At 62.9% G+C, this 17092-nt stretch carries 15 protein-coding genes; 6 read left to right on the forward strand and 9 right to left on the reverse strand.

What is annotated here, in order from left to right:
• Window positions 1–116: 116 nt before the first annotated feature.
• Window positions 117–1238 carry an ABC transporter ATP-binding protein gene (locus tag L1071_RS00370; RefSeq protein ID WP_246967309.1) on the forward strand — a complete coding sequence of 374 codons (1122 nt, stop codon included), beginning with the start codon at window positions 117–119 and terminating at the stop codon, window positions 1236–1238.
• On the opposite strand, the gene L1071_RS00375 is transcribed toward L1071_RS00370, so the two are convergent.
• Entirely contained in the window at window positions 1212–2783 is a 1572-nt protein-coding gene (locus L1071_RS00375; RefSeq protein WP_246968490.1) for an ABC transporter permease, read from the reverse strand. The genes L1071_RS00370 and L1071_RS00375 overlap by 27 nt on opposite strands.
• A gap of 341 nt (window positions 2784–3124) precedes the next feature.
• Here L1071_RS00375 and L1071_RS00380 point away from each other — a divergent pair, with 341 nt between their 5' ends.
• A complete protein-coding gene (locus L1071_RS00380) occupies window positions 3125–4183 on the forward strand; it encodes an HlyD family secretion protein (RefSeq protein WP_246967312.1) in 1059 nt (352 codons plus the stop codon).
• A complete protein-coding gene (locus L1071_RS00385) occupies window positions 4184–5734 on the forward strand; it encodes a DHA2 family efflux MFS transporter permease subunit (protein WP_246967314.1) in 1551 nt (516 codons plus the stop codon).
• Between the two features lie 176 nt (window positions 5735–5910).
• On the opposite strand, the gene L1071_RS00390 is transcribed toward L1071_RS00385, so the two are convergent.
• Window positions 5911–6147: a SlyX family protein gene (locus L1071_RS00390; RefSeq protein WP_246967316.1), complete on the reverse strand. Its 237-nt coding sequence runs from the start codon at window positions 6145–6147 to the stop codon at window positions 5911–5913.
• A gap of 182 nt (window positions 6148–6329) precedes the next feature.
• Here L1071_RS00390 and L1071_RS16180 point away from each other — a divergent pair, with 182 nt between their 5' ends.
• Window positions 6330–6797 (forward strand): cold-shock protein, encoded by a 468-nt coding sequence (locus L1071_RS16180; protein WP_281504381.1) that lies wholly within the window; start codon window positions 6330–6332, stop codon window positions 6795–6797.
• Between the two features lie 79 nt (window positions 6798–6876).
• Here L1071_RS16180 and L1071_RS00400 read toward each other — a convergent pair whose 3' ends face one another.
• From L1071_RS00400 to map, 7 genes are all read right to left on the reverse strand, one after another.
• Complete coding sequence (locus L1071_RS00400; protein ID WP_246967318.1) at window positions 6877–7266, reverse strand: hypothetical protein; 390 nt, start codon at window positions 7264–7266, stop codon at window positions 6877–6879.
• Window positions 7267–7274: 8 nt separating this feature from the next.
• Window positions 7275–8432 (reverse strand): succinyl-diaminopimelate desuccinylase, encoded by a 1158-nt coding sequence (dapE, locus tag L1071_RS00405; protein ID WP_246967320.1) that lies wholly within the window; start codon window positions 8430–8432, stop codon window positions 7275–7277.
• On the reverse strand, window positions 8419–9444 hold the full coding sequence (dapD, locus tag L1071_RS00410; protein WP_246967322.1) for a 2,3,4,5-tetrahydropyridine-2,6-dicarboxylate N-succinyltransferase: 1026 nt from the start codon (window positions 9442–9444) through the stop codon (window positions 8419–8421). The genes dapE and dapD overlap by 14 nt, the downstream gene beginning before the upstream one ends.
• A gap of 60 nt (window positions 9445–9504) precedes the next feature.
• Window positions 9505–9852, reverse strand: coding sequence for an ArsC family reductase (locus tag L1071_RS00415; protein ID WP_246967324.1), 348 nt, complete (start codon window positions 9850–9852; stop codon window positions 9505–9507).
• Window positions 9853–9893: 41 nt separating this feature from the next.
• Window positions 9894–11093, reverse strand: a complete 1200-nt coding sequence (gene dapC, locus L1071_RS00420) for a succinyldiaminopimelate transaminase (RefSeq protein WP_246967326.1) — start codon at window positions 11091–11093, stop codon at window positions 9894–9896.
• Window positions 11094–11209: 116 nt separating this feature from the next.
• Window positions 11210–13885, reverse strand: a complete 2676-nt coding sequence (locus L1071_RS00425) for a [protein-PII] uridylyltransferase (RefSeq protein WP_246967328.1) — start codon at window positions 13883–13885, stop codon at window positions 11210–11212.
• 58 nt (window positions 13886–13943) lie between these two features.
• Complete coding sequence (gene map, locus L1071_RS00430) at window positions 13944–14735, reverse strand: type I methionyl aminopeptidase (RefSeq protein WP_246967330.1); 792 nt, start codon at window positions 14733–14735, stop codon at window positions 13944–13946.
• A gap of 356 nt (window positions 14736–15091) precedes the next feature.
• Between map and rpsB the strand changes: the two genes are divergently transcribed.
• Both rpsB and tsf read left to right on the forward strand, forming a co-directional pair.
• Window positions 15092–15847, forward strand: coding sequence for a 30S ribosomal protein S2 (gene rpsB / locus L1071_RS00435; protein WP_246967333.1), 756 nt, complete (start codon window positions 15092–15094; stop codon window positions 15845–15847).
• Window positions 15848–16112: 265 nt separating this feature from the next.
• Window positions 16113–16982 (forward strand): translation elongation factor Ts, encoded by an 870-nt coding sequence (gene tsf / locus L1071_RS00440; RefSeq protein WP_246967336.1) that lies wholly within the window; start codon window positions 16113–16115, stop codon window positions 16980–16982.
• Window positions 16983–17092 lie beyond the last annotated feature (110 nt).

Below are 17092 nucleotides of genomic sequence, written 5' to 3' on the forward strand. Positions count from 1 at the left end.
GGCGGTCAATCAATTGCGTTTAATTATCGTTTACTAGTGCGAATTTTTATTGGGGTTAAGGTTCGAGGCCAGAATGAGATGCTGGCGCTTTGTCATTCTTGGGCTTAACTACCGTCATGCACCGCTTACTGGATATTCCTCTCGGGTCATCCACCGGGATGCCGGCTTCTCGTTTGTCTCTGCAGCGGGTGCGGCACGCCTATGCCGAGCATCTGGCCGTCGATGATGTCAGTCTCGAGGTCATGCCCGGGGAGGTGGTGTGCCTGCTGGGCCCTTCTGGTTGTGGCAAGACGACTTTGTTGCGGATCGCGGCGGGGCTTGAGCGCTTGCAGCATGGGGAGCTTCGCCTGGGTGAAGAGATGCTGGATGAAGCCGAGGGCCACCACGTGCCCCCGGAAAAACGCGGTGTGGGGCTGGCTTTCCAGGAGGCCGCACTGTTTCCCCATCTCAGTGTGCTGGAAAACGTCGCGTTCGGGCTCGATAACCTCCCACCGTCGCGGCGACGTGCTCGGGCGATGCAGTGGCTCGAACAACTGGGCATGGCAGCACGTGCCGATACCTATCCGCACATGCTCTCGGGCGGTCAGCAACAGCGCGTCGCATTGGCGCGTGCGTTGGCGCCGGAGCCGCGGTTGATGCTGCTGGACGAGCCGTTTTCGAGTCTCGATGCGCGTCTGCGCGAGCAGATCCGCGATGATACCCTGCATGCCCTCAAGCGCGTGGGAGCGGGTACCTTGCTGGTCACCCACGATCCCGAAGAGGCGATGTTCATGGCCGATCGTATTGCCTTGATGCGTGAAGGGCGCGTGGTGCAGTGGGGGACACCTTATCAATTGTATTGTCAGCCGCAGACGCCGTTCGTGGTGACATTCTTCGGGGCAGTCAACGAGTGGGTTGGTGAAGTGCGCGAGGCGAAGGTAATGACGCCGGCGGGTGTGGTGGCTGCACCAGCGTTGGCGGAAGGGTCGCGGGCACGAGTGATGGTTCGCCCGGAAGCGCTCCGTGTGACGCACGATGGCGCTTTAATGGAACGCCCGGTAGGCGATGTCGGCATATTCGCGCGCGTGGTCATGGCCAAATTGTTGGGGCGAAGCAGCCTGCTGCACCTTGCCGTTCCCGATGAAAAGGGACAGGAGGTGCATTGGCATGCCCAAGTGCCGGGTGTCTTTTTGCCCCGCGCCGGGCAGTCGGTGGCCTTACAGTTGGAGCCGTCACAATGCTTCGCGTTTCCCGCTTGAAGCGCCGGGACGCGAGTGACGAATGGCACGGCTCAAGAGAATGACCGGTATCACGCCTACCATGACGATGGCCAATGACGAGGACGCTGCTTCCGCGAGGCGTTCGTCGGCCGCGAGGTTGTGCGCTCGAACGGCGAGGGTGTCGAAATCGAATGGGCGCAGGATCACCGTTGCGGGCAATTCCTTCATGACATCGACGAATACCAGCAAGGCAGCGGCCAACAGGCTGCCTCGCATCAGCGGAGCATGTACGTGGTGCAGCGTGCCGCTGGCGGTTTGCCCCAGTGTGCGCGCAGCGGCATCCATGGCGGGCGTGACCTTGCCCAGACTTGCCTCCACGGTATTGAACGAGACCGCCAGGAAGCGCACGACATAAGCGTAAATCAGAATGAACGCCGATCCGCTCAACAGTAAGCCGACGTCGAAACCGAGACCGCCGTTCAGCAGCGAGTAGAGGTGTCGATCGACCCAGGTGAGCGGGATCAGAATTCCCACGGCGACCACCGAGCCGGGTACGGCATAGCCCATGGCGGCGATACGTGTGGCCATGCGGGTCGGACGTCCGGGATGCAGGCGCACGCCATAACTCAATATGACGGCCAGCCCCACGGCGACAATCGCCGAAAAGGCGGCGAGCAGCAAGCTGTTGCCGGCGAAATCGAAAAATCGAGTGCCGAGTACGCTATCGCCCGTCTCCAGCGCGAGCTCGGCGAGGATCGCGCAAGGGAGAAGAAACCCGACGCCGATAGGCAGCAGACAGGCGAGAGAAGCGCCCCAGGCGCGCCACCCCTTGAGCGAGAATTCGGGGAGCTGGCGATAGCGGCCGGTCGTGTGGAAGTAGCGGCGTTTTCCGCGTGAGAAACGCTCCAGAGCGACCACCACAAGCACGAATACCAGCAGGCAGGCGGCAAGCTGAGCCGCGGCAATCGGTTCGCCCATGCCGAACCAGGTGCGATAGATGCCGGTAGTGAAGGTGTCCACGCCGAAGAACTGGACCGCGCCGAACTCGTTGAGGGTTTCCATCAGCACTAGCGAGACTCCGCCGATGATGGCCGGTCGCGCGAGCGGTACGGCGATGGTGGCAAAGAGTCGCCAGGGGCCGCGTCCGAGCGTGCGACCCACGTCCAGCACGCAGGCCGACTGCTCGAGAAATGTCGCCCGGGTGAGCAGGTAGACGTAGGGATAAAGAACCAGCGTGATGACTGTGACGGCGCCGCCCAGGGAGCGAATGCGTGGAAACCAATAATCGTCGCTCTCCCAGCCGAAGAAGGCACGCAATTCGCTCTGCAGGGGGCCGGCGTATTGCAGAAAATCCGTATACGCGTAAGCGATGACATAGGTCGGCACGGCCAGGGGGAGCAGCAGTGCCCATTCGAACAGGCGCCGGCCGGGAAAGCGGCACATGGTGATCAGCCAGGCGGTACCGGTCCCGATGAGGGTCGTACCGATGCCAACGCCCAACACCAGCCACAGGGTATTGACGAGATAGCCGCCGAGTACGGTACTGGCGAGATGGGTCCAGATACCGTGCGTGGGTAGCCACATATGTGCCAGTACGGTGATTACCGGCAAGGCAACGATCAATGCCACGCCGAGCGTGATCAATGTCCAATGATCGAGATGCGGCCGCCAGCGAGTGTGACGCGAATCAGTGCGTAGGGAAGTGAAGATCGTCACGTGACGGCTCCTCTAGGGCGGGGCCGGGTGCGGATGAGACGCGGCAGCATTCGCGAAGAGTATCAGCTTGTGCGGATGAGTACAGCGCCGGGTTGCTAGCACATGCCGCGATCCGCCTTTAGCCATGCCTGGGCGGTTCCCCCGAGCGTCCCGCGGATGGATTAGTGTATCCTGTACGACCTGTGTAGACCGTCCGGTGAACTGGGTATATGAAAATCAAGAAGCGACTTTATACGGCGCTGGCATTGGTCGTGTTGGTGCTGGCGGCCCTCGCGTGGGGGATACATTGGTGGCAGACCGGCCGTTTCTTCGAAGAGACCGATAACGCCTACGTGCATGCCGATAGTGTTGCGGTGCGCGCCGAGGTCAGCGGGCGCGTCGACGAGGTCGCGGTGTCCGACAACCAGCGCGTCGAGGCCGGCGATATTCTGGTGAAGCTCGACCCCAGCGATGCCCAGTCTCAACTTGCCCAGTCCCAGGCGGCGCTGGCCGTGGCCCAGGCCAATGCGGTCAGTGCCAAGCGTCAGATCGAGCAGCAGCGTGCGTCGATCGACGAGGCCCAGGCTCAGGTGACCTCGGCGCAAGCGGATCTGGAACAGGCACGTTTGCATCTCGAGCGTTCGAAGCGTCTGGCGGAGAAGAACTACGCCTCTCAGCAAGAGTACCAGGACGATCAGGCGGCCGTGCAGGTGGCAGAAGCGACGCTTGCAGCGCGGCGTGCCACGTTATCGTCGTCGCGCAAGCAGCTCGACGTGCTCGAGGCCGAAAGCGACAGTGCCGAGGCCAACATCGAATCCGCCCGGGCCGATGTCGATAACGCGCGCCACCAACTCGACAAGACCCGCCTGACGGCGCCGGTGGCCGGCGTGATCGGCAACAAGACGGTCGAGGTCGGCACATTGGCGCAACCGTCGTTGACTTTGATGCAGTTGGTGCCGATTCGCTCGGCCTATGTCATTGCCAATTACAAGGAAACCCAGACCGAGCGCATGCGGCCGGGGCAATCGGTGTCGTTGCACGTCGATGCCTATCCCGATACCGAGTTCGAGGGCGTCATCGACAGTCTAGCGCCCGCCACAGGGTCGCGTTTCAGCCTGTTGCCGCAGGATAACGCCACCGGCAACTTCAACAAGATCGTCCAGCGGGTGCCGGTGCGCATCCGTGTGACGGGCCCGGATGACGCCCTGGAGCGCTTGCGCGATGGCCTCTCGGTGGTGCCGTCGGTGGATACGCGCGATCTCGATCCCGACGCCGAGGACGACGGCTAAATGGCCGAGGCGATCGCAAGCGACGCGTCGGGTCCGCAGGAAGCCCCTTCACGGCGTACCCAACTGGCCTTCGTGGCGGCGGTGTTCGGGATGTTCATGGCGATTCTGGATATCCAGATCGTCGCCAGTTCTCTCAACGAGATTCAGGCCGGGGTCTCGGCCAGCGCCGACGAGATCTCTTGGGTTCAGACGTCTTACCTGATCGCCGAGATCATCATGATCCCGCTGTCGGGCATGCTGACGCGGATTCTTTCCACCCGCGTCGCGCTCGTCGGCTCTTGCCTGGGCTTCACGCTGGCGAGCCTCGGCTGCGCCATGGCCAATTCCATCGAATCGCTGATCGTGCTGCGGGCGATTCAGGGGTTCATGGGCGGGGCGATGATTCCCATCGCCTATGCCATCAGTTTCAGTGTCTTTCCGCGTCGCATGATGGGTACGGTGCAGGGGGTGATGGGCTTGGTGGCGACCCTGGCGCCGTCGATCGGGCCGACCGTGGGTGGCTACATCACCGAGTTCGCGAGCTGGCATTGGTTGTTTCTCGCCAATCTCGTGCCCGGTGTGCTGGTGTCGGTGGCGGTATGGCGGCTTCTGGACATCGACCGTCCCGACCATCGTGCGCTGCGCCATCTCGATCTCATCGGCCTGGCACTCTTGGCACTGTTTCTGGGCACGCTGGAGTTTTCGCTCGAGGAGGGCCCCGGCGACGACTGGTTCTCCAGCCGTACGATTCTCATCGCCGTCATCGTCTGCGCGCTCACCTCGGTGGGCTTCTTCTGGCGCGCGCTACGCCACCGTCATCCCATCGTCGACTTGCGTGCCTTCGTCAATCTCAATTTCGCCGTGGGGGCTGGGTTGGGGTTCGTGGTGGGTATAGGGCTTTACGGCCTGGTGTACCTGCTGCCGCTGTTCCTGGGTAATGTACGCGGTTATTCGGCCCTGCAGATCGGCGAGGTGATGATCGTGACCGGGGTGGCGATGTTCTTGACCGCGCCGCTGGTGGGACGCGCCTCGGACAAGGTCGACCTGCGTGCCTTGCTGCTGCTGGGGATGCTGTTGACCGGCATCGGCACGGTGATGAATGCCAACCTGACCGCCGAATCGGGTTTCGACGCGTTCTTCTGGCCGCAGGTGGTGCGCGGCGTGGGACTGGTGATGTGCTTGATCCCGACCTCGCGCATCGCCTTTGGCACCTTGCCGCCGAGCGAAGTCGGCAATGCCAGCGGTCTGTTCAACGTGATGCGTAATCTTGGCGGAGCGGTGGGTCTGGCGTTGCTGGACACGATTCGCGACTGGCGGGAGGACTACCACTGGAATCAGCTGATTCCTGCTATCGATCAAGGCCGCGAGGTGGTCAACGCGACCCAGACGCAGTATCAGCAGCTGCTGGCGTCGACCGGCGACCCACAGACGGCCTCGGTCGAGATGATGGCACGGACCCTGCTCGAGCAGAGCATGGTCATGGCCTACAACGATATCTTCCTGTGGCTGGGTGCGCTGTACTTGTTGGTAGCGCCGTTGATTCTGCTGCTGAAAAAGCCCCAGCACGCCTGAGCCATGTGCCAACGGCCGAGGCCTTCGCCGCTCAGAGCGGTGTTTACAAAACAGGCGAACGAAGGCAAGGCAAGGCAAAATTGGCCGAAAAAACGGAGTTTACATGGGGTAAATGAGTATTTTGAGGCCGATTTTAACGCCGGATTGTCGAGTGCAGCCCTTTTGTAAACACCCTCTCAGTAATGGGGAGGAATCTCGTCGCTAGGCGTCGGGGCGTCGTCATCGCTCATATGATCGACACTTTGACGCAGGTTCTGCAGGCGTTCGCGCAGCATGTCATTGGTACGTTCGAGCTGGGCCACGCGGCGGTCCTGCGCGGCCAGAGCCTGGTCGAGCGTGTCCAGCCAGTCTTCTTGATAGGCGAGTCGGGACTCCAATGCGTCGAGGCGGTCGCGCGTGGTGTCTTCGGTCATGCTAGAATCTTTCGACGGTGTGTCACCGTTCATTTCTGGCACCTTATACAATGCGTTCAAGTGCATTGTGTTCAAACGTTGTGTTCATCACGTTGCGTATTGACTGCGCAACTCATGTCGGCTCTGTACGCGCTCAGGCGCCAAAGAGCATTTCCATCGGACAACAAGAGATATCGAGGTCCATGAATCGTAAGATACTCCTACGTTGTAGTCTCATCAGTGTCCTGTTGGCCATTCCTTCTCCACTGTTGATCGCGCTGTTCGTGACGCTGACCGGCAGCGTACTTGAGTTTTCCCTGCTGCTGGAAGCCGATGGCATCGCCATCGCCTACAGTGCCACGGCTTTGGCCGTGTTCGTGCTGCTGTTGCTGGGAACGCTGAGCACGCAAGCCCTGGCCCCGCAGTCGCGGCAGCTGGCGCATCTCGCCGAGTTGGAAAACGACGACCGCGAGATCGGCGAAGTGAAGTGGTTCAACGTCAACAAAGGGTACGGCTTCATCACCCGCGATAGCGGCGAGGACGTGTTCGTGCATTTTCGCGCCATCCGCGGCAAGGGGCATCGTACGCTCGCGGAAGGTCAGAAGGTGCGTTATCACGTCATCGAAAACGAACGTGGCCTGCAGGCCGATGATGTGACCGTTATTTCCTGATCACCGACCCTGCCATGCAGGCAAGACAACGCCCCGTTCGGTTGCATTGGACGGGGCGTTTTACGTCATGCGTCGTTTACTACTGTCCCGAGTCTGGCCAGTCGATGGCGCCTTCCTCGCCGTCCGCACGGACGCGCCAGAAGCGATCCGGCTCGTCGCCGGGTTGCCATCCGCCCAATGAGCAACGCACCTCGCAGCCGAGCGTGCGCGCGGCATCACGCGCGCAGTCCACATCGCGTGGCCAAGGAGTATGCGGACTGTCGAACCACAGGCTGGCGAAGCCGTCGGCGGCATGAGTCACCAGCAGGATCGGCACCTCGTTGCCGGCGTGGCGTGCCCGGACCTGCCATTGGCCCTTGCCGCGCTTGACCAGCGTGGGCAGTTCGTCGAAGTGCCCAGCGAGCCAGCGTTGCAGGGCCTCGATGTCGGCGTCGGCCAGATAGATCTCGATGTCGGGATAGCGCTCCACGGCGGACCTCAGGTAAGCAAGCGTTGCATGATGGTCGTATAGAGACGACTCAGCGTCTCCAAATCGGCGGCGCGTATGCGCTCGTCGACCTTGTGTATCGTGGCGTTGGTGGGGCCGAGCTCGATGACTTGCGCCCCCAGCGTGGCGACGAAGCGGCCATCCGAAGTGCCGCCACCGGTCGACAGCTGCGGCCGATAGCCCAGCATGTCTTCCACGCTGGCCACGGTGGCATCGACCAGGGCCCCACCGGCGGTGAGAAAGGGCTCACCGTTGAGCGTCCAGTCGAGCGTGTAGTCGAGTGCGAAACTTTCCAGGATCTCGGCGGTGCGCGCCTTCAACGCCTCGGCGGTGACCTCCGTGGAGAAGCGGAAATTGAAAACCACTTCCAGTTGACCGGGAATCACGTTGGTGGCCCCGGTGCCGGCCTGGAGGTTGGATATCTGGAAGCTGGTCGCGGGGAAGAAGTCGTTGCCGGCATCCCAGTGCTCGGCGGCCAGTGCGGCGAGTGCCGGGGTCGCCTCGTGCACAGGGTTGCGCGCCAGGTGCGGGTAGGCGACATGGCCTTGGATGCCCTTGACGCGCAGCACGCCACCCAGCGAACCGCGGCGCCCGTTCTTGAGGGTATCGCCCAGGCGCTCGCTGGACGAGGGTTCGCCGACGATGCAGTAATCCGGAGCGATGCCGCGTTCGCGCAGGTGTTCGACCACGGCCCGGGTCCCATGAACGGCGGGGCCTTCCTCGTCGGCGGTGATCAGAAAACCGAGTCGGCCGGGATGCGCCGGGTGCGTGGCGAGGAAGTCTTCCACGGCGGTGACCATCGCCGCCAGGCTGCCTTTCATGTCTGCCGCGCCGCGTCCGCAGAGCATGCCTTCGGCGTCGATGCACGGCTCGAAGGGCGGATATTCCCAGTCGCTTTCGGGCCCGGTGGGCACCACATCGGTATGCCCGGCGAACACCAGCATGGGGCCGCTGTCACCGCGTGTGGCCCAGACGTTGTCCACCTCGCCGATGCGCAGGCGTTCGACATGAAATCCCAACTGCTCCAGGCGCGCGATCAGCAGCGCCTGGCAGCCGGCGTCGTCCGGGGTTACCGAGCGACGACGCAGCAACTCGAAGGCCAGCGCCAGGGTCGGGGACGCTGGCGTGGTGCGATCAGTTGTGGGCATGCAGTGCCTCGTTGAGCGCCACGGCGCTCTTGTTGGTCAAGCACTCGATGCGACCGTTCTGCGAGTTGCGGCGCAGCAGCAGATCGCTTTGGTTGGCCAGGTCGCGTCCGCTGACGGTCTGCACCAGTTCGCCCTGATCGTCGAGCACGGCGATCTTGGCACCGGCGGTGACGTAAAGGCCGGCTTCCACCGTGCAGCGGTCGCCCAGCGGGATGCCGATGCCGGCGTTGGCACCGATCAGGCAACCCTCGCCGATGGTGATGATGATGTTACCGCCACCCGAGAGCGTGCCCATGGTCGAGCAGCCGCCGCCGAGATCCGAGCCCTTGCCGATCACCACGCCGGCGGAGATACGCCCTTCGACCATACCGGGGCCTTCGGTGCCAGCGTTGAAGTTGCAGAAGCCTTCATGCATGACCGTGGTGCCCTCGCCGAGGTAGGCGCCCAGGCGCACGCGGGCGGTGTCGCTGATGCGCACGCCCTTGGGCACCACATAGTCGGCCATCTTGGGGAACTTGTCGACGCAGTCGACCGTGAGCGTGCGGCCTTCGAGGCGTGCCTTGAGGCGTCGTGCGCCGAGTTCGTCGACATCGATGGGGCCTTCATTGGTCCAGGCAATGTTCTTGAGCAGGCCGAACATGCCGTCGAGCTTGATGCCATGCGGCTTAACCAAGCGATGCGAGAGCAGGTGCAGCTTGAGGTAGACCTCGGGCACGCTGGCCGGCGCGTTGTCCTCGTCGAGGAAAACCGCGACGAGGGGCCGCTGGCCGGCGGAGAAGGCCTCGGCCAATTCGGCTTGCTCGGTACCACCGGCCTGGCGTAGTGCCTCGGCGAGTGCCTGGCAGTGCTCGGGCAGGAAGCTGACCACGGTGTTGCCCGCCGGCGCATTCAGCGCCTGGCGCGCCGCCGCGACCAGCGCATCATCGGGGTTGAGTAGCGGCGTTGGGTAGTAGACGTCCAGCCACTCGCCTTGGGTGTTCTGATGGCCGATTCCGAGAGCGAAGCTCAGCATGGGGAAGTCCTCGAAGGTTAGGTGAAAAAGGTCGGTGATACGTGTAATGCCGGTGGGCGCCTAGGCGGTTTGAAGGACGCGATAGGCGTCGGCCTTGAATCCCACCAGGAAATGTTCCGGCGTTTCCAGCACGGGACGTTTGAGCAACGTCGGATGCGCCAGCAGCAGCGCGCGGGCCCGCTCGGCGTCGAGATCGCGCTTGTCGGCGTCGTCGAGTTCGCGCCAGGTGGTGCTGCGCGTGTTGAGCAGCGTGTTCCAGTCGCTGCGTGCCATAAAGGCATCCAGCCGTGCGGCATCGAGGCCGTCCTCGCGCAGGTCATGATAACGATACGCGATGCCCAGGTCGTCGAGTGTGCGGCGTGCCTTGCGGCAGGTATCGCAGGTCTTGATGCCGTAGAGCGTGACCATGACGGCCTCCTCATGAATGGGTTGCGATGTAGCGCGGTGGATCAGGCGTGGCGCTCGATGAAACGTCGGATGCGCCATGCGGCTTCCACGGTGGCGTCGAGCTCGGCGACCAGCGCCAGGCGTACGCGGCCCGCGCCGGGGTTGCCCTGGGCGCCGTCGCGCGACATGTAGCGTCCGGGCAGCACAGTGACATGCTCCTCGGCGAATAGATCGCGGGCGAAGGCTTCATCGTCGCCGCCGGGCACCGCCGGCCATAGATAGAAGCTGGCGCGCGGCGTGGGGAAGTCCATCACCGGCGCCAGAATCTCGCCCACCGCGCTGAATTTCTCGCGATAGGCATCGCGATTGGCATGCACATGCGTTTCATCGTTCCAGGCGACGATCGAGGCGTGCTGGGTCGTCAGCGGCATGGCGCAGCCGTGATAGGTGCGGTAGCGCTTGAACGGCGCGATCAACTCGGCATCCCCGGCGACGAAGCCCGAACGTAGCCCGGGCAGATTGGAGCGCTTGGAAAGCGAATGAAACACCAGGCAGCGGCGGTAGTCGTCGCGCCCCAGCGAGCGGCAGGCTTCGAGCAGCCCCGGTGGCGGCGCGGCCTCGTCGAGATAGAGCTCCGAATAGCATTCGTCCGAGGCGATCAGGAAGTCGTGCTCGTCGGCCAGGGCGATCAGTTTTTGATACTCGGCCAGCGGCGTGACGGCGCCCGTGGGATTGCCCGGCGAACAAACGAAGACCAATTGCACGTCGCGCCAGGTGGCAGCGGGCACGCTACCGAGATCGGGGAGGCAGCCGTTTTCGGGGGCGCAATCCAGATACAACGGCTCGCCGCCGGCCAGCAGGGTCGCGCCTTCGTAGATCTGATAGAACGGGTTGGGCATCGCTACCTTGGCGGGTCGCGTGCGGTCCAGCGCGGTCTGGACGAAGGCGAAGATCGCCTCACGGGTGCCGTTGACCGGCAACACGTGGCGCGCGGGGTCGAGCGAGCCGGATGTCAGCGCATAACGCTGTGTCGCCCACCGGGCGATGGCGTCGCGCAGTTCGGGGAGCCCTGCCGTGGCTGGATAGCGCGCAACCTCGCCCTCGAAGCGACGCAGCGCCTTGAGCACGGCCGTCGGCGGCGCATGGCGCGGCTCGCCGATGGACAGTGCGATGGGCGATAGCGCGGGCGGCGTTACCTCGGCCTTGAGAACGGCAAGCTTCTCGAAGGGGTAGGGCTTGAGGGCGTCGAGATCGGGATTCATTAGCAATCCAGCAGCGAGTCCGGCGGCGCGGACATGGCGTTGTTATGAAGGCGCGCGGCGCCATCGGGAGGGCCCGATTATAGGCAAGCCGGCCAAGGGCCTCAAATGGGGCCGGCTCAGACGTCGAGCGTCTCACACAGGCGCTCGCGCAGTTTGGCCTGGCGCTCGGGATCGGTGAGCGGCTCGCCGGCTTTGTCGGTGATGAAGAAGACGTCCTCGACGCGCTCGCCCAGAGTGGCGATCTTGGCTGCGGAGAGGGCGATGTCCTGCTCCATGAAGATACGCCCGACGCGGGCCAGCAGGCCGGGGCGGTCGGGAGCGATGAGCTCGACGATGGTGCGGGTGTTGGCCTCGTCCTGCTCGATCATCACCTGGGTCGGCACCTTGAAGTGCTTGAGCTGGCGCGACGTATGACGCGTGACGATGCGCGGGTAGTCGGCGGGGTCGTCGAGCTCCTCCACCAGGTGGTGGCGGATTTCCTCAAGACGCTGCGGATCGCGGATCGGTTCGCCCTCGTCGTCGAGCACGATGAAGGTGTTGAGCGTCCAGTCGTTGCTGGAGGTGGCGATGCGTGCATCGTGGATCGACAGTCCCAGTTGCTCCATGGCGGCGGCGGTGGCGGCGAACAGGTCGTTGACCGAGCGGGTATGGATGAACACCTTGGTGCCGCCCTCGGCCATGTCCTCGGTAGGCGCGTTGGCGAGGATCAGCGGTAACTCCGAGGGTTGATGCTCGAGAATGCCCTGCGTCTGCCAGATGATCTCGCTGGGTGCGTACTGCAGGAAGTAGTCGTCGCCGAACGAGGCCCACAAGGCGTCCGCGCTGGCGGCATCAATGCCCACCGTGCCGAGCAGGCCTCGGGCTTCTTCGCGCGACTCGCGGGCCCATTCGTCGCGGTCGATGGCGTGATCGAGACCACGCCGCAAGGCGCGTTTGGTCTCGGTATGCAGTTGGCGCAACAAGGCGGCGCGCCAGCCGTTCCACAGCGAGGGGTTGGTGGCGGTGATGTCGGCTACGGTGAGCACATAAAGATAGTCGAGATGGACCTCGTCGCGCATCGCCAGCGCGAATTCATGGATGACGTCGGGATCGGAGATGTCGCGCTTCTGGGCGGTCTTGGACATCAGCAGGTGATGCTCGACCAGCCAGGCGACCAGGCGCGTATCGCGCGGCGAGAGGCCGTGGCGCTCGCAGAAGGCGGTGGCGTCGACGGCGCCGAGTTCGGAATGATCGCCGCCGCGCCCTTTGCCGATATCGTGATAGAGCCCGGCGATCCAAAGCAGTTCGAGCTTGGGCAACTGGTGAATCAGGGTCGCGGCGACGGGAAAGTCCTCGTGGCCTTCGGGTTCACGGAAGCGTTGCACGAACTTCAGCAGGCGTAAGGTGTGTGCATCGACGGTATATAGATGAAACAGGTCGTGCTGCATCAGTCCCACGGCCTGACCGAACTCCGGCAGGTACTTGCCGAGGATGCCGTAACGGTTCATGCGCCGTAGTTGGCGCGGGATGTTGCCCCCGCTGCGCAGCAGTTCCATGAACAGGCTCTGATGGCGCAGGTCGTCGCGAAAGCTCTCGTCGATCAGGTGGCGATGATCGCGGATCAGGCGAATGGTTTCGGCGCGCACACCTTCGATCTCGGGGTGCTGGGCCATCAACAGGAACAGTTCGAGCAGGGCGCCGGGGCGGTGGCGGAACACATTGGCATGGCGCACCTGGATATAGCCGCCGAGAATCTCGAAGCGCGCGTTGAGCGGTGTGACATCCGGCGTCTCGTGGGCGCGCAGGATGACCTCGTCGAAGTGCTGAAGCAGCATATCGTTGAGTCCCGCCAGCGCGGTGACGTGACGGTAGTAGCGCTTCATAAATTGCTCGACGGCGAGGCGCTCCGGCGTGTCGCGATAACCGAACAGCTCGGCGATGGCGCGCTGATGGTCGAACAGCAGGCGGTCTTCGGCACGGCCGTTGAGCATGTGCAGCGCATAACGCACCTGCCACAAGAAGGACTGGCCTTGGCTGAGAATGCGCAACTCGGCGTCGTTCATGAAGCCCTGGGCGACGACGTCTTCGTAGCGCAGCTCGCCGAAGTGGCGCTTGGCCACCCAGCCGATCATCTGGATGTCGCGTAGTCCACCCGGCGAACTCTTGATGTTGGGTTCGAGGTGGTACTCGGAGTTGTTGTAGCGATAGTGACGGGCGATCTGCTCCTGCCACTTGGCCTCGAAGAAGGCATCGCTCGGCCACATAGCCTCGTTGGAGAGGCGCCCGCGCATCGTCTCGCGCAGGTGCTCGGGACCGGCGAGGGTGCGCGATTCCAGCAGGTTGGTGATGACCGTGAGATCGGCGTGCGCCTCACGCTCGCAATCGGCCAGCGAGCGCACGCTATGGCCGATTTCCAGGCCGATATCCCAGAGGAAGGTAATGAAGCCGGTCAAGCCTTCGCGGTAGGGGGCATCGTCGTCGTGTTCGAGCAGCAGCAGCAGGTCGATATCGGAATACGGATGCAGCTCGCCACGACCATAACCGCCGACGGCAAGCAAGGCGATGCCGTCGTCGGGCCAGTCATAGCGCTCCCAGGCGATAGCCAATAGCTGGTCCAGACACCAGGCGCGGCCATGGACCAGGTCGCGAATGTCGCTGCCGGCGTGAAAGCGTGCGTCGAGGCGCGCTTGCAACTCGCGTAGCGCGTCCTTGAACACGACGATCGGTGTGCGACTGGCGGCTAGCGCTTCGCGGAAGGCGGACGCATCGAACAGCGTCTCGTCGGGCACGAAGCGATAGTGATGAAGCAGCATTCGCGTGGCACTCCTGTTCGCGCGTTACGTCGGGTGACCGGTTGAGCGGCGGCGGCGCTTACCCCTCGAGGAAACTCATGTCCTCGTCGCCACGCGCGGTGAGCACCTCGACGCCGGTCGCGGTGACCAGCAGCGTGTGTTCCCACTGGGCCGATAGGCTCTTGTCCTTGGTCACTGCGGTCCAGCCGTCGCGTAGCACCTTGGTGCGATAGTCGCCGACATTGATCATGGGCTCGATGGTGAAGCACATGCCTTCGGCCAGTTCGGCGTCGGCGCTGGGTTCGTAGCCGTCATAATGCAGGAACTGCGGGTCCTCGTGGAAACCGGTGCCGATACCGTGGCCGCAGAAATCGCGTACCACTGAATAGCCGTTATCCTCGGCATGCTGCTGGATTGTGCGAGCCAGCTCGGAAAGACGCACGCCGGGGCGTACCTGGGCGATGCTCTTGTACAGGCATTCCTGAGTGATGCGTGCCAGGCGCCCGCCCTGGATGCTGTCGCCGACCACGAACATCATGCTGGAGTCACCGTGATAGCCGTCGGCGGTTTTGACGGTGATGTCGAGGTTCATGATGTCGCCATTCTTGAGTTTTTTGGCGAAATCGGGAATGCCGTGGCAGACGACATGGTTGATCGAGGTGCAGGTGGCCTTGGGGAAACCATGATAGTTGAGCGGTGCGGGCGTGGAGCCCAGCTCGTCCACGATGTATTCGTGGCACAGGCGGTCGACTTCGCCGGTGCTGATGCCGGCCACGACATGCGGCGTGATCATTTCCAGTACCGAAGCGGCCTGGCGACCGGCTTCGCGCATTTTTTCGATTTCGTCGGCGGTTTTGATGGGAATGTTCATGCGATCTCGAATTCGGAGGGTTCGGGTCTGGCGTCGAGGTGGCTCCTGGCCTATAGTCTCGGCGCTCAGGCTGGCGCGAAACGCAGTACATGCGCGCAGTCACCAAGCGCGGCAACCGGGAGCGACTTCATCTTGGAATCGATCTATGGTATAAAGCCGCGCGCCTTACTGCAATCGCCGCCTAGCGCGTTCGGCTCGGCCGAGACATTGGCGCGGTGAGGCTAGTAGGTGAAATGATAACGCCTTGAAAACACACATGCACCGTCACATGGTCCCGGGTGCCGGGGCGACGTTCGTAGTCGTCGTGGTCGGATCCATGGGGTGCATGGAGGCCTAACCCGATTCAGGAGTCATCCATGGCACAAGTCAATATGCGTGACCTGCTCAAGGCAGGCGCTCACTTCGGTCACCAGACCCGTTACTGGAACCCGAAGATGAGCAAGTACATCTTCGGTGCACGCAACAAGATCCACATCATCAACCTCGAGCACACGCTGCCGGCGCTGAACGACGCGCTCGCCGTGGTCGAGAAGATGGTAGCCTCCAACAATAAGGTCCTGTTCGTCGGCACCAAGCGCGCCGCCAGCAAGATCGTCAAGGAAGAGGCTCGTCGTGCCGGTCAGCCGTTCGTCAACCATCGTTGGTTGGGCGGCATGCTGACCAACTTCAAGACTATTCGCGTGTCGATCAAGCGTCTGCGCGAACTTGAAGCCATGCACGAAGACGGCACGTTCGAGAAGCTGACCAAGAAAGAAGTCCTGATGGCGACCCGCGAGCAAGATAAGCTCGAGCGCAGCGTCGGTGGTATCAAGGACATGGGCGGCCTTCCCGACGCGCTGTTCGTGATCGACGTCGATCACGAGCGCATCGCGATCAACGAAGCCAACAAGTTGGGCATTCCGGTCATCGGTGTCGTCGATACCAACTCCAATCCGGACGGTGTCGACTACGTGATCCCGGGCAACGACGACTCCATTCGCGCCCTTCAGATCTACACTCAGGCCGTCGCCGACGCCTGCGTGCAGGCCAAGGGTAACAGCGCTAGCGAGTTCGTCGAAGTGACCGACGAGGCGAGTGAAGCGAACGAAAAGAACGAAGCCGCCGCCGAGTAATGGGGCGGGTCCGTGCTGACGCTCGTACGCGAGCGACGAGATACTAGGCAGCCCGTGAAGGCGGCGCAGCACGGATCAAAAGGGGGCTACAGGCCCCCTTTTCACCGTCCGGATGCAAGGGCGGTGAACCCTGAAGGAATTCTTCATTCAAAGGAGATGCTGGTCGCACGTCGCGCGTGCATGTCACGCCAAGTCACGCTCAAGCCGTGCCGGCGACGAGGCAGCGTTTCCACCAGACGTCGAACCACATTCAGAGGTATTTACCATGGCAGCTATCAGCGCATCTCTGGTCAAGGAACTGCGCGAGCGCACCGGTCTCGGCATGATGGAGTGCAAGAAAGCGCTTACCGAAGCCGACGGTGACATCGAAACCGCCATCGAAAATCTGCGCAAGAATTCTGGCCTGAAAGCGGCCAAGAAAGCCGAGCGTACGGCAGCCGAAGGGGCCGTGGTGACGCGTGTCGCCGATGACGGCTCTTACGCTGTGATGCTCGAGGTCAACTCCGAGACCGATTTCGTGGCGCGCGATGAAAACTTCACCGCCTTCACCGACCAGGTCGTCGCCAAAGTGTTCGAAACCAAGAGCAATGATGTGGCGAGCCTGATGGAAGGCGGGCTGGAAGACGCGCGTCAGCAGCTGGTGCAGAAGATTGGCGAAAACATCAGCGTGCGTCGTGCGGTAGTCGTCGATGCCCCGCAAGGCGGTGTCGTGGGTGCCTATGTGCACGGTAGCCGTATCGGCGTGCTGACCGTTCTCAGTGCGGGCAATGCCGACGTGGCTAAAGACATTGCCATGCACGTGGCGGCAATCAATCCGAGCGCCGCGCATCCGGAAGACATGCCCCAGGCGGAACTGGACAGCGAAAAGGCGATCATCCTGGCGCAGCCGGACATGGCGGGCAAGCCGGCGGAAATCGCCGAGAAGATGGTTCAAGGTCGCCTGAAGAAGTACCTGGCCGAAAACAGCCTGACTCAGCAGCCTTTCGTCAAGGACCCCAACCAGACCGTGGCCGAGTACGTGAAGGCTGCGGGTGGCGAAGTGGTCAGCTTTACCCGCTTCGAAGTGGGCGAGGGCATCGAGAAGGAAGAAGTCGACTTCGCTCAGGAAGTCATGGATCAGGCGCGTCGCAGCTAAGCTGTCATGTACCTGTGCTGGCGATGGCGTGCGCAGATGCGCACGCCATCGCGTATCCGGCCGACGCTCGGCCGAGCCGTTCCCCACTACGCCGATACAGTCCGCTGAGA

The organism is Chromohalobacter sarecensis, assembly GCF_023061135.1.
GTDB classification, from domain to species: domain Bacteria; phylum Pseudomonadota; class Gammaproteobacteria; order Pseudomonadales; family Halomonadaceae; genus Chromohalobacter; species Chromohalobacter sarecensis.

What these genes read in the sequence shown, in the direction of transcription:
- L1071_RS00370 (WP_246967309.1), top strand. Translation starts at nt 117, where the DNA reads ATGCACCGCTTACTGGATATTCCTCTCGGGTCATCCACCGGGATGCCG.
- L1071_RS00375 (WP_246968490.1), bottom strand. Translation starts at nt 2,783, where the DNA reads ATGTGGCTACCCACGCACGGTATCTGGACCCATCTCGCCAGTACCGTA.
- L1071_RS00380 (WP_246967312.1), top strand. Translation starts at nt 3,125, where the DNA reads ATGAAAATCAAGAAGCGACTTTATACGGCGCTGGCATTGGTCGTGTTG.
- L1071_RS00385 (WP_246967314.1), top strand. Translation starts at nt 4,184, where the DNA reads ATGGCCGAGGCGATCGCAAGCGACGCGTCGGGTCCGCAGGAAGCCCCT.
- L1071_RS00390 (WP_246967316.1), bottom strand. Translation starts at nt 6,147, where the DNA reads ATGACCGAAGACACCACGCGCGACCGCCTCGACGCATTGGAGTCCCGA.
- L1071_RS16180 (WP_281504381.1), top strand. Translation starts at nt 6,330, where the DNA reads ATGAATCGTAAGATACTCCTACGTTGTAGTCTCATCAGTGTCCTGTTG.
- dapE (WP_246967320.1), bottom strand. Translation starts at nt 8,432, where the DNA reads ATGCCCACAACTGATCGCACCACGCCAGCGTCCCCGACCCTGGCGCTG.
- dapD (WP_246967322.1), bottom strand. Translation starts at nt 9,444, where the DNA reads ATGCTGAGCTTCGCTCTCGGAATCGGCCATCAGAACACCCAAGGCGAG.
- L1071_RS00415 (WP_246967324.1), bottom strand. Translation starts at nt 9,852, where the DNA reads ATGGTCACGCTCTACGGCATCAAGACCTGCGATACCTGCCGCAAGGCA.
- dapC (WP_246967326.1), bottom strand. Translation starts at nt 11,093, where the DNA reads ATGAATCCCGATCTCGACGCCCTCAAGCCCTACCCCTTCGAGAAGCTT.
- L1071_RS00425 (WP_246967328.1), bottom strand. Translation starts at nt 13,885, where the DNA reads ATGCTGCTTCATCACTATCGCTTCGTGCCCGACGAGACGCTGTTCGAT.
- map (WP_246967330.1), bottom strand. Translation starts at nt 14,735, where the DNA reads ATGAACATTCCCATCAAAACCGCCGACGAAATCGAAAAAATGCGCGAA.
- rpsB (WP_246967333.1), top strand. Translation starts at nt 15,092, where the DNA reads ATGGCACAAGTCAATATGCGTGACCTGCTCAAGGCAGGCGCTCACTTC.
- tsf (WP_246967336.1), top strand. Translation starts at nt 16,113, where the DNA reads ATGGCAGCTATCAGCGCATCTCTGGTCAAGGAACTGCGCGAGCGCACC.